The following is a 13,971-nucleotide window of genomic DNA, read 5'->3' as shown; positions in this document are numbered from 1 at the left end:
GATGCCTCAAGGGTTGTGGCATTCACCGCGCACAGGCGGCAGCGCACGTCGCGCAGCCGGCGGCGAATACGGCGAATGCGGCGGTGAAGCGCGGCCGGAAGGCGGGTCAGAAGGTCGGCGGCGAGTTGGCCGAGACGACCTCGCAGACTTGCTCCGCGCTGGGATTGCGAAAACGGTGCGGCAAACGGCTTTCGAAGTAGTAGCCGTCTCCGGGATCGAGCAGCCAGGTCGCGCCGTCGACGGTGAGCTCGAGCCGGCCCGACACGACGACGCCGCCTTCGTGCCCGGCATGCGCGAGCATCTCGGGCCCGGTGTCCGCGTGCGGCTGGTAGACCTCGCGCATGATGCACATGTTGCGGTCCTTCACGCCCGCGCCGACCAGATGAAACGCGAGCGCGTCGTTGCCGAGGTTCGGCATCTCGTCGCGGCGCGACACCACGGTGCGCGATTCGACGAGCTCGAACGTGAAGAATTCCGCGAGGCTCATCGGGATGCATTCGAGCAGCTTCTTCAGCGAGCCGACCGACGGGCTCACGCGGCCCTGCTCGATCAGCGAGATCGTGCCGTTGGTCACGCCGGCCCGCTTCGCGAGCTCGCGCTGCGACAGCCCATGCTTGTTGCGCACGTAGCGCAGTCGCTCGGCGACTTCGGTGGACATCGATTCGGTTTCGGACACGATAAATGCGATGAAAAAAGGACGCGACGCGTGGAACACGCCGTTGAATATTCTAATCACTTTATATCGCGTATTGGCGGGGAAAACCCTGAAAGCCGTCCGAAATAATCAACACTTCGCCGCCATTCCATTTACGCATATTTTGTTTGCAGTGCTTCGGGTAAGCCCTGATCCGGGACCATAAAAAAACATTTGACGCCGTTTTTGACTCGTATATGCTGGCTCTCAGGTCAGCGTCATTGAACCGTCACGCGCATCAAAAAGCGTTATTGCAACGCAAGAAATCGATGCCCGCCGATGTTCATGACGCCCGGCCAGCGCCTCGATTATTTAAACGCCCCGCGCGTTCTGGCAATCAGGTGTTCAATACTTTCAACGAACCAGTCGAGTGTAATCGTGAGAGTCCGTGGCCCTCTGGTGAGGTGGGATCGTGGCGATGCGCGAAGTAAGCGCAGCGCGGCATCCACCGTCGCCGATGGCAGTTGCGGCTGGCATAGTCCTCGCCTGCTGCATCTGTCCATCTACACCATCCTGTCCCGTCGTTCCGTCCGGCGTCACAACGCCGTCTCCGCACGCGCGTTCGTCGCCGTCGATACCGACGAAGTGGCGTCGCTGCTGCCATAGCGCCTCTCTCCCTTTCACGTCGTCCGTTTCGCCCGCATCCCGTCCGCCGTGTCGCTTGACCGGTGACGGATGGCGCTCGCGCATGCCTTGCCGCACGCATTGCCGCGCACCGCGCCGCACAACGAAACGGACGTCGGCCTGATCGTCGCGCGCAGCACTGATCTTCTGCTGCGCTCCTTCGTCAGCGGCCATGCGCATCGCGCACGGCTGCGGGGCCGTGCCGCGCCCGCGATTTGCGCAAGCCATGCTTGCCGCGCCGATCGCCGCGCGTCACGGCCTGCTTAGGTAACCTGATCGACGCCATGGAAAGGAAACCCCTCGTCGGCATCACCGCCGACATGACGCAAATCGGCTCGCATCCGTCGCATACCGTCGGCGACAAGTATGTCGCCGCCGTCGTCGACGGCGCCCATGCGCTCGCGATGGTGCTGCCCGCGCTCGGCGAGCGCCAGTCGGTCGACGACATCGTCGATGCGGTCGACGGGCTGCTGTTCACCGGCAGCTATTCGAACGTCGAGCCGCATCGCTACGGCGGCGAACCGAGCGCGCCCGGCACGAAGCACGACGCCGCGCGCGACGCGACGACGCTGCCGCTGCTGCGCGCGGCGATTGCGGCCGGCGTGCCCGTGCTCGCGTTGTGCCGCGGCTTCCAGGAGCTGAACGTCGTGTTCGGCGGCACGCTGCATCAGCGCGTGCACGAAGTGCCGGGCCTCGCCGATCACCGCGAGGACGACGACGCGCCGCTCGACACGCAATACGGCCCCGCGCACGCGGTGCGCCTGACGCCCGGCGGCGTGCTGCACGCACTCGCGGACGGCCGCGACGAAGTGCGCGTGAATTCGCTGCACAAGCAGGGCATCGCGCAGCTCGGCGCCGGCCTCGCGATCGAGGCGGTCGCGCCGGACGGCCTGGTCGAGGCCGTGAGCGTCGCCGGCGCCGCCGCGTTCGCGCTCGCCGTGCAATGGCATCCGGAATGGCGGCATGCGCACGACCCGCTGTCGACCGCGATCTTTCGCGCGTTCGGCGACGCGTGCCGCGCCCGCCGGGACGCCCGCGCACGCGCCGGGGCCGCCGCCGCGCTCGCATGAGCGCGCCGACCAACCAACGAGAACAACCATGCAAGACATCGACGAATTCCTGAAGAAACACCGGATCACCGAGATCGAGGCGATCATCCCCGACATGGCCGGCATCGCGCGCGGCAAGATCACGCCGCGCAACAAGTTCACGTCCGGCGAATCGATGCGCCTGCCGCAGGCCGTGATGGTGCAGACCGTCACCGGCGAATATCCGGAAGACGGCTCGCTGACCGGCGTGACCGACCCCGACATGGTGTGCGTGCCCGACACGTCGACGATCCGCCTGATCCCGTGGGCGGTCGACCCGACCGCGCAGGTGATCCACGACTGCGTGCACTTCGACGGCTCGCCGGTCGAGATCTCGCCGCGCTACGTGCTGCGCCGCGTGCTCGAGCTGTACAAGGCGAAGGGCTGGAAGCCGGTGGTCGCGCCCGAGCTCGAGTTCTACCTGGTCGACATGAACAAGGATCCGGACCTGCCGCTGCGTCCGCCGGTCGGCCGCACCGGCCGCCCGGAGACGGGCCGCCAGTCGTATTCGATCGAGGCCGTCAACGAGTTCGATCCGCTGTTCGAGGACATCTACGAGTACTGCGAAATGCAAAACCTCGACATCGACACGCTGATCCACGAAGTCGGCGCCGCGCAAATGGAGATCAACTTCATGCACGGCGACGCGCTGTCGCTCGCGGACCAGGTGTTCCTGTTCAAGCGCACGGTGCGCGAAGCGGCGCTGCGGCACAACATGTACGCGACGTTCATGGCGAAGCCGATGGAGGGCGAGCCCGGTTCGGCGATGCACGTGCACCAGAGCATCGTCGACGAGGAAACCGGCCACAACCTGTTCACGTCGAAGGAGACCGGCGGCGCGACGTCGATGTTCTACAACTTCCTCGCGGGCCTGCAGAAATACACGCCGGCGCTGATGCCGATCTTCGCGCCGTACATCAACTCGTACCGCCGGCTGTCGCGCTTCATGGCCGCGCCGATCAACGTGCAGTGGGGCTACGACAACCGCACGGTCGGCTTCCGCATTCCGCACTCGGGCCCGGCCGCGCGCCGCATCGAGAACCGCATTCCGGGCGTCGACTGCAACCCGTACCTCGCACTCGCCGCGACGCTCGCCGCCGGCTATCTCGGGATGACGCAGCGGCTCGAACCGACCGAGCCGCTCGTCAGCGACGGCTACGACCTGCCGTACCAGCTGCCGCGCAACCTCGAGGAAGGGCTGACGCTGATGGCCGCGTGCGAGCCGATCGGCGAGATCCTCGGCCACAAGTTCCTGAAGGCGTACTTCGCGCTGAAGGAAACCGAATACGAAGCGTTCTTCCGCGTGATCAGCTCGTGGGAACGCAAGCATCTGCTGCTGCACGTGTGAGCGTGCGCCACCGCACTCCGGAGGAAACATGACCTATCGCAACGAATCGGCCTGGATCCAGCCCGCCGCGCCCGCGGCCCGCACCACGCAGGCCCGCACCACCGCCGAATACCGCGCGCTCGACGCCGCGCACCACATCCATCCGTTCTCCGACATGGGCGCGCTCAATCGCGCGGGCAGCCGCGTGATCGTGAAGGCGGACGGCGTCTACCTGTGGGATTCGGACGGCAACAAGATCATCGACGGGATGGCCGGCCTGTGGTGCGTGAACGTCGGCTACGGCCGCAAGGAACTCGCCGATGCCGCGTACCGCCAGCTGCAGGAGCTGCCGTTCTACAACACGTTCTTCAAGACCACGCATCCGCCGGTGATCGAACTGTCGGCGATGCTCGCCGAAGTCACGCCGCAAGGGTTCAACCACTTCTTCTATTGCAACAGCGGCTCGGAAGGCAACGACACCGTGCTGCGCCTCGTCCATCAATACTGGCGCGTGCAGGGCCAGCCGCAAAAGAAGTACGTGATCTCGCGCCGCAACGGCTATCACGGCTCGACGATCGCGGGCGCGACGCTCGGCGGGATGGACTACATGCACGAGCAGATGCCGTCGAAGGTCGAGCACATCGTGCACATCGACCAGCCGTACTTCTTCGGCGAAGCGCAAGCCGGCGAGACGCCCGAGGCGTTCGGCCTCGCGCGTGCGCGGCAGCTCGAAGCGAAGATCCTCGAGCTCGGCGCGGAGAACGTCGCCGCGTTCATCGGCGAGCCGTTCCAGGGCGCGGGCGGCGTGATCTTCCCGCCGTCGACGTACTGGCCGGAGATCCAGCGGATCTGCCGCAAGTACGACATCCTGCTCGTCGCCGACGAGGTGATCGGCGGCTTCGGGCGCACCGGCGAATGGTTCGCGCACCAGCACTTCGGCTTCGAGCCGGACCTGATCACGCTCGCGAAGGGGCTGACGAGCGGTTACGTGCCGATGGGCGCGGTAGGCATCCACGAGCGCGTCGCGCGGCCGATCATCGACAACGGCGAATTCAACCACGGCCTCACCTACTCGGGCCATCCGGTGGCGGCGGCGGTCGCGGTCGCGAACCTGAAGCTGCTGCGCGACGAAGGCATCGTCGCGCGCGTGAAGACCGACACGGGCCCGTACTTCCAGGCGCTGATGCGCGAGACCTTCGCGCGCCATCCGATCGTCGGCGAAGTGCACGGCGCGGGCCTCGTCGCGAGCCTGCAGCTCGCGCGCGATCCGGGCAAGCGCGAGCGCTTCTCGAACGGCGGCGACGTCGGCACGATCTGCCGCGACTTCTGCTTCAACGGCAACCTGATCATGCGCGCGACCGGCGACCGGATGCTGCTGTCGCCGCCGCTCGTGATCTCGCGCCAGGAAATCGATGAACTCGTGTCGAAGGCGAAGCAGGCCGTCGATGCGACCGCCCAGCAGCTGGGTCTTTCGTAACGGCTTTGCCTACGGGCCGCGGCGTGCGCACGGTGCGGCGCGGCGGCTCACCTTACCAGGGGAACTCCACCATGCGTGCTCGCACTCTTCGCCAAGCCTGTTCAGCCGCCGCCCTCGCCGCCGCGGCCGCGTTCACGTCGGTCGCCAGCCCGCCGGCGCAAGCCGCCGACGAGCTGAACGTCTACAACTGGTCCGACTACATCGCGCCCGACACGATCCCGAACTTCCAGAAGCAGACCGGCATCCACGTCAAGTACGACAACTACGACAGCGACGACACGCTGCAGGCGAAGCTGCTCGCCGGCAGCTCGGGCTACGACATCGTCGTGCCGACGTCGAACTACATGGCCAAGCAGATCCAGGCCGGCGTCTACCAGAAGCTCGACAAGTCGAAGCTGCCGAACCTCGCGAACCTCGATCCGCTGCTGATGAAGATGATCTCGGACGCCGACCCCGGCAACCAGTACGGCGTGCCGTGGGCGTACGGCACGGACGGCCTCGGCTACAACGTGCAGGCGGTGAAGAAGGCGCTCGGCGAGAACGCGCCGGTCGACAGCTGGGCGCTGGTGTTCGACCCGGCGAACATGTCGAAGCTCAAGAGCTGCGGCGTGTCGTTCCTCGACCAAGCGGTCGACGTGTTCGCCGCGACGCTGCAGTACATGGGCAAGAACCCGAACAGCACGAACCCCGCCGACTACCAGGCGGCGTTCGAGGTCCTGAAGAAAGTCCGCCCGTACATCACCCAGTTCAACTCGTCCGGCTACATCAACGACCTCGCGAACAACGACATCTGCGTCGCGCTCGGCTGGTCGGGCGACGTCGGCATCGCGCACCGCCGCGCGTCCGAGGCGAAGCGTTCGTACGACATCAAGTTCGCGAATCCGAAGGAAGGCGGGCTGCTGTGGTTCGACGTGATGGTGATCCCGAAGGATGCGCCGCACCCGGAGGCCGCGCTGAAGTGGATCAACTACATCTCCGATGCGAAGGTCAACGCGGCGATCACCAACACGGTGTTCTACCCGACCGCGAACAAGGCCGCGCACGCGTTCGTGACGCCGGCCGTCGCGCAGGACCCGACCGTGTATCCGGCCGAGGACGTGCTGAAGAAGATGACGCTGATGAAGCCGATGCCGGCCGACATCCTGCGTCTCGAGAACCGGCTGTGGGCGCAATTGAAGACCGGCCACTGATCGCCCTGCGCGCCGCGTACTGACCGTCCGCCCGCGCGCCCCGCTCCACCGGCACGAGCCGTTTTCCGCGAGTCGCGTCCTGCGCCTCGCGCGGGAACGCTCACGCCTGCAATCCGTGACGAACGAATGGTGAACCCCATGCAATCGATTCCCTCTTCCGCGGCTGCGCGCCATGCGCAGCCGGCCACCGCGGCCCGCACGAAGCACGACGCGTTCGTGCGCATCGAGAACGTCGTGAAGAAGTTCGGCGACAGCACGGCCGTCGACAACGTGAACCTGACGATCGCGAAAAACGAGCTGTTCGCGCTGCTCGGCAGCTCGGGCTGCGGCAAGTCGACGTTGCTGCGCATGCTCGCCGGGCTCGAAACCGCGACCGCCGGCAAGATCACCGTCGACGGCGAGGACCTCGCGTCGCTGCCGCCGTACCGCCGCCCGGTGAACATGATGTTCCAGTCGTACGCGCTGTTCCCGCACATGACGGTCGAGTCGAACGTCGCGTTCGGCCTGAAGCAGGAAGGCACGCCGAAGCACGAGATCAAGGAACGCGTCGCCGACGCGCTCGCGCTGGTGCAGATGAGCAAGTACGCGAAGCGCAAGCCGCACCAGCTTTCCGGCGGCCAGCAGCAGCGCGTCGCGCTCGCGCGCTCGCTCGTCAAGCGCCCGAAGCTGCTGCTGCTCGACGAGCCGATGTCCGCGCTCGACAAGAAGATCCGCCAGAAGACCCAGCTCGAGCTCGTGAACATCATCGAGAAGGTCGACGTGACCTGCGTGATGGTCACGCACGACCAGGAGGAGGCGATGACGATGGCGAGCCGCCTCGCGGTGATGAGCGAAGGCAAGATCGTGCAGATCGGCTCGCCCGGCGAAGTGTACGAATACCCGAACAGCCGCTTCTCGGCCGAGTTCATCGGCTCGACCAACCTGTTCGAGGGCCGCGTGGTCGAGGACGAGCCCGACCACATCTTCGTCGAGAGCGACGACCTCGAGGCGCGCATGTACGTGAGCCACGGCGTGACGGGCCCGCTCGGGATGCCGGTCGGCATCTCGGTGCGGCCGGAGCGCATCCACGTGTCGCGCGAGAAGCCGCGCTCGCCGCACAACTGGGCGCGCGGCGTCGTCACCGACATCGCGTACATGGGCAGCTACTCGCTGTACCACGTGCGCCTGCCGAGCGGCAAGACCGTCGTGTCGAACCTGTCCAGCTCGCACCTGATGCACGACGGTGCGCCCGCCTACAACGACGACGTGTTCGTCTCCTGGTCGCCCGCCAGCGGCGTGGTGCTGACGCAATGAGAACTTCCGCCCCTTCCTCCTCCGCGCCGGTGTCGTCCGGCGCCGTGGCCGCGGCAGCGGCCCCCGCGCGCAAGCGCCGCTTCGCCGCGCTGTCGCGCGTCCTGCCGTCCGGCCGCGGCGTCGCGATCGGCGTGCCGTTCGTGTGGCTCGCGCTGTTCTTCGCACTGCCGTTCGTGCTGGTGCTCAAGATCAGCTTCGCCGACCAGGTGATGGGCATTCCGCCGTATTCGGCGCTGATGCAGATCCAGGACGGCGTCGTGCACTTCGCGATCCAGCTCGGCCACTATGCGTTCCTGCTGAAGGACGACCTGTACGTCGCGACCTACCTCAGCTCGCTGAAGATGGCCGGCGTGTCGACGCTGTTCTGCCTGCTGATCGGCTATCCGATGGCGTACTACATCGCGCGCTCGGAACCGGGCACGCGCAACGTGCTGATGATGGCCGTGATGCTGCCGTTCTGGACGTCGTTCCTGATCCGCGTGTACGCATGGATCGGCATCCTGAAGGACGACGGCCTGCTGAACCACGCGCTGATCGCGCTCGGCATCATCCACACGCCGCTGCGGCTCTATCACAGCGACGCGGGCGTCTACATCGGGATGGTCTATTCGTACCTGCCGTTCATGGTGATGCCGCTCAACGCGCACCTCGTGAAGATGGACCTCACGCTGCTCGAGGCCGCATACGACCTGGGCGCGAAGCCGTGGGTCGCGTTCACGCGCATCACGCTGCCGCTGTCGAAGAACGGGATCATCGCCGGCAGCCTGCTGGTGTTCATCCCGGCCGTCGGCGAGTACGTGATTCCCGAGCTGCTCGGCGGCGCGGACACGCTGATGATCGGCCGCGTGATGTGGGACGAGTTCTTCAACAACATGGACTGGCCGATGGCGTCCGCGGTGACGGTGGCGATGGTGCTGCTGCTGCTCGTGCCGATGGCGCTGTTCCAGTACTACCAGGTCAAGGAACTGGAGGACGCGAAATGATCAAGCCGAGCAAACCGCTGTCGACGGGCGTCCTCGCATTCGGATTCCTGTTCCTGTACATCCCGATCATCAGCCTGATCGTCTATTCGTTCAACGAGTCGAAGCTCGTCACCGTGTGGTCGGGCTTCTCGCTGAAGTGGTACGCGTCGCTGTGGCAGGACGACGAGCTGCTGACGGCCGCGTGGCTGTCGCTGAAGATCGGCCTGCTGACGGCCACCGCGTCGGTCGTGATCGGCACGTGGGCGGGCTTCGTGCTCGCGCGCTTCGGGCGCTTTCGCGGCTTCACGCTGTACACGGGGATGATCAACGCGCCGCTCGTGATTCCCGAGGTGATCCAGGGCATCTCGCTGCTGCTGCTGTTCGTCGCGCTGGAGCAGATGTTCGGCTGGCCGAAGGGGCGCGGGATGGTCACGATCTGGATCGGCCACGTGATGCTGTGCGTGTCGTACGTCGCGATCATCGTGCAGTCGCGCGTGAAGGAGCTGAACAGGTCGCTCGAGGAAGCCGCGCTCGATCTCGGCGCGACGCCGCTGAAGGTGTTCTTCGTGGTCACGCTGCCGCTGATCTCGCAGGCGCTGCTGTCGGGTTGGCTGCTGTCGTTCACGCTGTCGATCGACGATCTCGTGCTGTCGGCGTTCCTGTCGGGCCCCGGCTCGACCACGCTGCCGCTCGTCGTGTTCTCGCGCGTGCGGCTCGGCCTGAATCCGGAGATGAACGCGCTCGCGACGCTGTTCATCACGGCCGTCACGATCGGCGTGATCGCCGTGAACCAGATGATGATCGTGCGCGAACGACGGCGCGTGGCCGACATGAAGGCGGCGTTCGCGGCCGCGTGAGTTGCGTTTCCAGCTGTTCATAACATGACCGCGCGCCGCGCGATGCGGCGCGCAATACAGATCACACATTGACAGGTGCACGACAAGGAGAGTCCGCAATGAAGAAGAAACTGATCTGCCTGCTGGTGGCCGGCGCGCTGCCGGGCATCGCGCTGGCTGACTCGACGTCCGCCCAGATCAAGGCGCTGCAGGCGCAGGTCGCCGCGCTGCAGAAGCAGATGAAGGCGATGCAGGCGCAGCTCGCCGCGCAGCCGGGCGGCGGCGCGGGCGCGATCGCACAAGGCGGCGCGCCGGCCGGCGGCAGGCCGGCCGCGGTGGCCAAAGTGGCCGCCGATCCGGCGTCGCCCGACTACGGCAAGTCGCAGGCGCTGCTGACCAACGACGACGTGACCGAGATGAAGCAGCAGATCGCGAACCAGCAGCTCAAGGTCGACTCGCTGACGGACGCGGCCAGCACCGGGCCGATCGCCGGCCTGTCGGTGACGGGCTACATCGATCCAACCTATATCTACAACCGCGCGCCGGGCACGTCGTCGTTCCTGTTCGCGAACCACGAGAACGCGTACAACTACTTCAACAGCACGTTCGGCGACCTGTACCTCGACATCAAGAAGACCTTCGGCGTCGGCCCGATGGCGCCGTCAGCCGAGATCACGCTGATGCCGAACCGCGGCAACGGCATCACGCTGCTGCAGAACTCGCGCGGCTCGATCACCGACAACCTGCTGAACACGGCGGTCGTCAACGTGCCGATCACCGCGTCGACGACGCTCGTCGCCGGCCTGATCCCGAGCTTCGGCGGCTACGAGGTGCAGCAGTCGAACCAGATGCTCACGCTCACGCACAACCTGCTGTACGACTTCTCCGACCCGGGCAGCTACGTCGGCATCGGCGCGAACTACACGAAGGGCAGCTGGGCGTGGAAGTTCTTCGTCGGCAACGAGCAGTACCGCACGTATGGCTCGGTCACGCAGACCGGCACCAACGCGCTCGGCGACCCGATCACGACCAGCAACAAGGTGCCGACCTTCACCGCGCGTGCGGACTACACGTGGTCGAGCGCGCTCGGCCTCGGCGGTTCGTTCAACATCGGCCGCCAGACGCTCGCGAGCGCGATCGACTCGAACGGCGTGGTCCACTACGGCCCCGGCGGCAACGCGCCGAGCGCGTACGGCACGTTCTTCTTCGGCGAGCTCGACGCGACCTACACGCTCGCCGACGTGCAGTACAACGCCGAAGTCGATTACGGCCGCCAGGAGCATGCGGCCTACAACGGCGGGCTCGCGCAGTGGTACGGGCTGTCGCTGCTCGCGCACCGCAAGTTCAACGCGCCGGTGGTCGGCCGCATGGGCGTGACGCTGCGCTACGATCTGCTCGCGAATAGCAAGAACGGCGGCGGCGGCGGCGGCATCGCGCTGAACGGCAACGGGATGGACCCGAACAACGGCTTCGGCGTCGACGCGGACTGCCTCGCGATGTCGAAGGCCGGCGGCGGGCTCGGCTTCGAGTGCAAGGGCGCGGTGCGCCAGGACGTCGCGCTCGACCTGCTGTTCTATCCGACCCAGCAGATCACCGTGAAGGTCGAATACCGGCACGACTGGGCGAACAACAAGGTGTTCCTGCGCCACGACGGGTCGTACGGCAAGTCCAACGACCTGCTCGCGACGCAGTTCATCTACTCGTTCTGATGCCCGCCGCGCGGGACGCCGTGCAGCGCGCGCGGCTTCCCGCGCGACGCATCGAGCAGGATTCCGGCGCCTCGCGCGCCGCATGGAGGAAATCGGTTTCATGAGCCAGTCTTTCACCCGCCGCGCCGACGCGCTCGCGCGCGACTCGTACTACGAAGCGAGCGCCGCGCGCGCCGCGGGGACGACCCGTCGCTCGACGGCGCGCTCGACGTCGACGTGTGCGTGATCGGCGCCGGCTTCGCGGGCCTGTCGACCGCGCTCGACTGCCGCGCGCGCGGCTTGTCCGTCGCCGTGATCGACGCGCACCGGCCCGGCTGGGGCGCGTCGGGCCGCAACGGCGGGCAGGCGATCGCCGGCTTCGCGAAGGACGACGCGATCGAGCATCAGCTCGGCGCCGACGGCGCGCGCGCGGCGTGGGCGCTGTCGCTCGACGGCGTCGCGCTGATCGCCGAGCGGATCGCGCGCTACGGGATCGACTGCGACTTCACGCGCGGCTACCTGACCGTCGCGACCCGGCCGCGCCGCGTCGGCGACCTGCGCGCGTGGATGGACGCGGCGAGCTCGCGCTGGGGCCATCCGTCGCTATCGTGGCTCGACACCGACGCGATCCGCGCGCGCATCGCATCGACGCGCTATCTCGCAGGCGTCCACGATCCGCTGTCCGGCCACCTGCATCCGCTCAAGTACTGCCTCGGCCTCGCCGACGCCGCGCGCCGCGAAGGCGTCGCGCTGTTCGCGCACACGCCGGCGCTCGACGTCGCGCGCGGCGCGCGGCCCGTCGTGCGCACGCCGTCCGGCGAGATCCGCTGCCGCTTCGTCGTGTCGTGCTGCAACGCGGGGCCGGGCGGCGTGCTGCCCGCGGCGACGGCCGCGCGCATCGCGCCGGTCGCGTCGTACATCATCGCGACCGAGCCGCTCGGCAAGACACGCGCCGACGCGCTGATCGCGCGGCGCGAAGCGGTGTGCGACAACAACTTCTTTCTCGACTACTTCCGGCTGTCCGCCGACCACCGGATGCTGTTCGGCGGCCGTGCGAGTTCCGCGGGCGCGTCGCCCGCCGCGCTCGCCGGCGCGATCCGGCGGCGCATGACCGGCGTGTTCCCGCAGCTGGCCGACGTGCGCGTCGACTACGCATGGGGCGGCTTCGTCGACGTCACGCGCAACCGCGCGCCGGACTTCGGCGCGATCGACCCGAACTTCTTCTACGTCCAGGGCTTCAGCGGGCATGGCGTCGCGCTCACCGGCATCGCCGGGCGCGCGGTCGCCGGCGCGATCGCGGGCGACGCGCGCGCGTTCGACCTGTTCGCGCGCCTGCGCCATCGCCGCTTCCCGGGCGGCGATGCGTGGCGGCAGCCCGCGCTCGAACTCGGGATGCTGTATCACCGCGTCCGGGAATTGTTCTGAGCCATTCATTCGTGTTTCCTGACCATGAAGAATTTCGCGAACCAACCGCATGCCGCGTCGTACTACGCGGCCACCGCCAACGATGCGACGCGTCATCCGCCGCTCGCCGGCGCCGCCGACGCCGACGTGTGCGTGATCGGCGCGGGCCTGACCGGCCTGTCGGCCGCGCTCAATCTCGCCGAGCGCGGCCATTCGGTCGTCGTGCTCGAGGCGTCGCGGGTCGGCTGGGCCGCGAGCGGCCGCAACGGCGGGCAACTGATCGGCGGCTACGCGTGCGACATCGACACGTTCGCGCGCTACCTGCCGGACGCCGACGTGAAGCGCATCTGGGAGATGGGGCTCGAAACGCTGTCGCTCGTGAAGTCGCGCATCGCGCAGCACGGCATCGAATGCGCGTTCACGCCGGGCTACGTCACCGCCGCGAACACCGCGCGCGACGCCGATGCGCTCAAGCGCTGGCGCGACGAAGCCGCGACGCGCTTCGGCTACGACCGCCTGCGGTTCGTCGAAGCGGACGACATCGGCGGCTACGTGCAGTCGTCGCGCTACCGCGGCGGCCTGTACGACCCCGACAGCGGCCACCTGCATCCGCTGAACTACACGCTCGGCCTCGCGCGCGCGGCGACCGGGGCCGGCGTGCGCATCCACGAGCAGAGCTGCGTGACGCGCGTGCGCGACATCCCGGCCGGCCATCTCGTCGAGACGGCGCAGGGCCATGTGCGCGCGCGCTTCGTCGTGCTCGCGTGCAATGCGTATCTCGGCGCGCTCGCGCCGGCGCTCGCGAGGAAGATCATGCCGGTCGGCACCTACGTGATCGCGACCGAGCCGCTCGGCGAATCACGCGCCGCCGCGCTGATGCCGGCGCGCGCGGCGGTCTGCGACAGCCGCTTCGTGCTCGACTATTTCCGGCCGGCGCCGGACACGCGGCTCGTGTGGGGCGGCAAGGTCAGCTACTCGACGCGGCAGCCGCGCCATCTCGCGCAAGCGATGCGCGCCGACATGCTGAAGACGTTCCCGCAGCTCGCGGACGTGAAGGTGGAATACGCGTGGGGCGGCTTCGTCGACATCACGATGAACCGCGCGCCGCATTTCGGGCGGGTCGCGCCGACGCTGTATTTCGCTCAGGGGTTCTCGGGGCACGGCGTGAACACGACCGCGCTGGCGGGCAAGCTGATCGCCGAGGCGATCGACGGGCAGGCGAGCCGCTTCGACCTGTTCGGCAAGATCCCGCATCGCGATTTCCCGGGCGGCGCGCTGTTGCGCACGCCGGCGCTGGTGCTCGCGATGAGCTGGTATCGGCTGCTGGATGCGTTCGGCGTGCACTGAGCGGCGCGTGCGGCACGCGCTCGCGCTGCAACGCAAAACGG

12 protein-coding genes and 1 pseudogene are annotated in these 13,971 nt (G+C 67.5%); 12 read left to right on the top strand and 1 reads right to left on the bottom strand.

Annotated features, from left to right (window positions below; all coding sequences use genetic code 11):
* Nucleotides 1-106: 106 nt before the first annotated feature.
* Nucleotides 107-658: a cupin domain-containing protein gene (locus WJ35_RS12225; protein ID WP_010095688.1), complete on the bottom strand. Its 552-nt coding sequence runs from the start codon at nt 656-658 to the stop codon at nt 107-109.
* A 28-nt stretch (nt 659-686) separates the two neighbouring features.
* Between WJ35_RS12225 and WJ35_RS31215 the strand changes: the two genes are divergently transcribed.
* The 12 genes and pseudogenes from WJ35_RS31215 (at nt 687) to WJ35_RS12170 (ending at nt 13,930) form a co-directional block, all read left to right on the top strand.
* Nucleotides 687-860 carry a hypothetical protein gene (locus WJ35_RS31215; protein ID WP_155121900.1) on the top strand — a complete coding sequence of 58 codons (174 nt, stop codon included), beginning with the start codon at nt 687-689 and terminating at the stop codon, nt 858-860.
* A 212-nt stretch (nt 861-1,072) separates the two neighbouring features.
* Nucleotides 1,073-1,300, top strand: coding sequence for a hypothetical protein (locus WJ35_RS32110; RefSeq protein WP_080434950.1), 228 nt, complete (start codon nt 1,073-1,075; stop codon nt 1,298-1,300).
* Nucleotides 1,301-1,602: 302 nt separating this feature from the next.
* A complete protein-coding gene (locus WJ35_RS12215) occupies nt 1,603-2,388 on the top strand; it encodes a gamma-glutamyl-gamma-aminobutyrate hydrolase family protein (RefSeq protein WP_060235062.1) in 786 nt (261 codons plus the stop codon).
* Between the two features lie 28 nt (nt 2,389-2,416).
* Nucleotides 2,417-3,754, top strand: a complete 1,338-nt coding sequence (locus tag WJ35_RS12210; protein ID WP_069239227.1) for a glutamine synthetase family protein — start codon at nt 2,417-2,419, stop codon at nt 3,752-3,754.
* Between the two features lie 28 nt (nt 3,755-3,782).
* Nucleotides 3,783-5,210, top strand: a complete 1,428-nt coding sequence (locus tag WJ35_RS12205) for an aspartate aminotransferase family protein (protein WP_069239226.1) — start codon at nt 3,783-3,785, stop codon at nt 5,208-5,210.
* Between the two features lie 71 nt (nt 5,211-5,281).
* On the top strand, nt 5,282-6,400 hold the full coding sequence (locus WJ35_RS12200; protein ID WP_059477281.1) for a polyamine ABC transporter substrate-binding protein: 1,119 nt from the start codon (nt 5,282-5,284) through the stop codon (nt 6,398-6,400).
* A 138-nt stretch (nt 6,401-6,538) separates the two neighbouring features.
* Complete coding sequence (locus WJ35_RS12195) at nt 6,539-7,693, top strand: ABC transporter ATP-binding protein (RefSeq protein ID WP_060000960.1); 1,155 nt, start codon at nt 6,539-6,541, stop codon at nt 7,691-7,693.
* Complete coding sequence (locus tag WJ35_RS12190; protein ID WP_060235064.1) at nt 7,690-8,676, top strand: ABC transporter permease subunit; 987 nt, start codon at nt 7,690-7,692, stop codon at nt 8,674-8,676. Before WJ35_RS12195 ends, WJ35_RS12190 begins: the two co-directional genes overlap by 4 nt.
* Entirely contained in the window at nt 8,673-9,512 is an 840-nt protein-coding gene (locus tag WJ35_RS12185; RefSeq protein WP_069239225.1) for an ABC transporter permease subunit, read from the top strand. The genes WJ35_RS12190 and WJ35_RS12185 overlap by 4 nt, the downstream gene beginning before the upstream one ends.
* Nucleotides 9,513-9,610: 98 nt before the next feature.
* A complete protein-coding gene (locus WJ35_RS12180) occupies nt 9,611-11,200 on the top strand; it encodes a DUF3138 family protein (RefSeq protein ID WP_069239224.1) in 1,590 nt (529 codons plus the stop codon).
* A 100-nt stretch (nt 11,201-11,300) separates the two neighbouring features.
* Nucleotides 11,301-12,604 (top strand): annotated as a pseudogene (locus WJ35_RS12175) (NAD(P)/FAD-dependent oxidoreductase).
* 24 nt (nt 12,605-12,628) lie between these two features.
* Nucleotides 12,629-13,930: an NAD(P)/FAD-dependent oxidoreductase gene (locus WJ35_RS12170; protein ID WP_060235067.1), complete on the top strand. Its 1,302-nt coding sequence runs from the start codon at nt 12,629-12,631 to the stop codon at nt 13,928-13,930.
* Nucleotides 13,931-13,971 lie beyond the last annotated feature (41 nt).

Origin of the sequence: Burkholderia ubonensis (genome assembly GCF_001718695.1) — a bacterium.
In the GTDB taxonomy this organism is placed as follows: domain Bacteria; phylum Pseudomonadota; class Gammaproteobacteria; order Burkholderiales; family Burkholderiaceae; genus Burkholderia; species Burkholderia ubonensis_B.
Note: the sequence above shows the minus strand (reverse complement) of the source record. Positions and strands in the feature narration are given on the sequence as shown.

Coding starts and splice junctions, on each gene's coding strand:
- WJ35_RS12225 (WP_010095688.1), bottom strand. CDS start 658: ATGTCCACCGAAGTCGCCGAGCGACTGCGCTACGTGCGCAACAAGCAT.
- WJ35_RS31215 (WP_155121900.1), top strand. CDS start 687: ATGAAAAAAGGACGCGACGCGTGGAACACGCCGTTGAATATTCTAATC.
- WJ35_RS12215 (WP_060235062.1), top strand. CDS start 1,603: ATGGAAAGGAAACCCCTCGTCGGCATCACCGCCGACATGACGCAAATC.
- WJ35_RS12210 (WP_069239227.1), top strand. CDS start 2,417: ATGCAAGACATCGACGAATTCCTGAAGAAACACCGGATCACCGAGATC.
- WJ35_RS12205 (WP_069239226.1), top strand. CDS start 3,783: ATGACCTATCGCAACGAATCGGCCTGGATCCAGCCCGCCGCGCCCGCG.
- WJ35_RS12200 (WP_059477281.1), top strand. CDS start 5,282: ATGCGTGCTCGCACTCTTCGCCAAGCCTGTTCAGCCGCCGCCCTCGCC.
- WJ35_RS12195 (WP_060000960.1), top strand. CDS start 6,539: ATGCAATCGATTCCCTCTTCCGCGGCTGCGCGCCATGCGCAGCCGGCC.
- WJ35_RS12190 (WP_060235064.1), top strand. CDS start 7,690: ATGAGAACTTCCGCCCCTTCCTCCTCCGCGCCGGTGTCGTCCGGCGCC.
- WJ35_RS12185 (WP_069239225.1), top strand. CDS start 8,673: ATGATCAAGCCGAGCAAACCGCTGTCGACGGGCGTCCTCGCATTCGGA.
- WJ35_RS12180 (WP_069239224.1), top strand. CDS start 9,611: ATGAAGAAGAAACTGATCTGCCTGCTGGTGGCCGGCGCGCTGCCGGGC.
- WJ35_RS12170 (WP_060235067.1), top strand. CDS start 12,629: ATGAAGAATTTCGCGAACCAACCGCATGCCGCGTCGTACTACGCGGCC.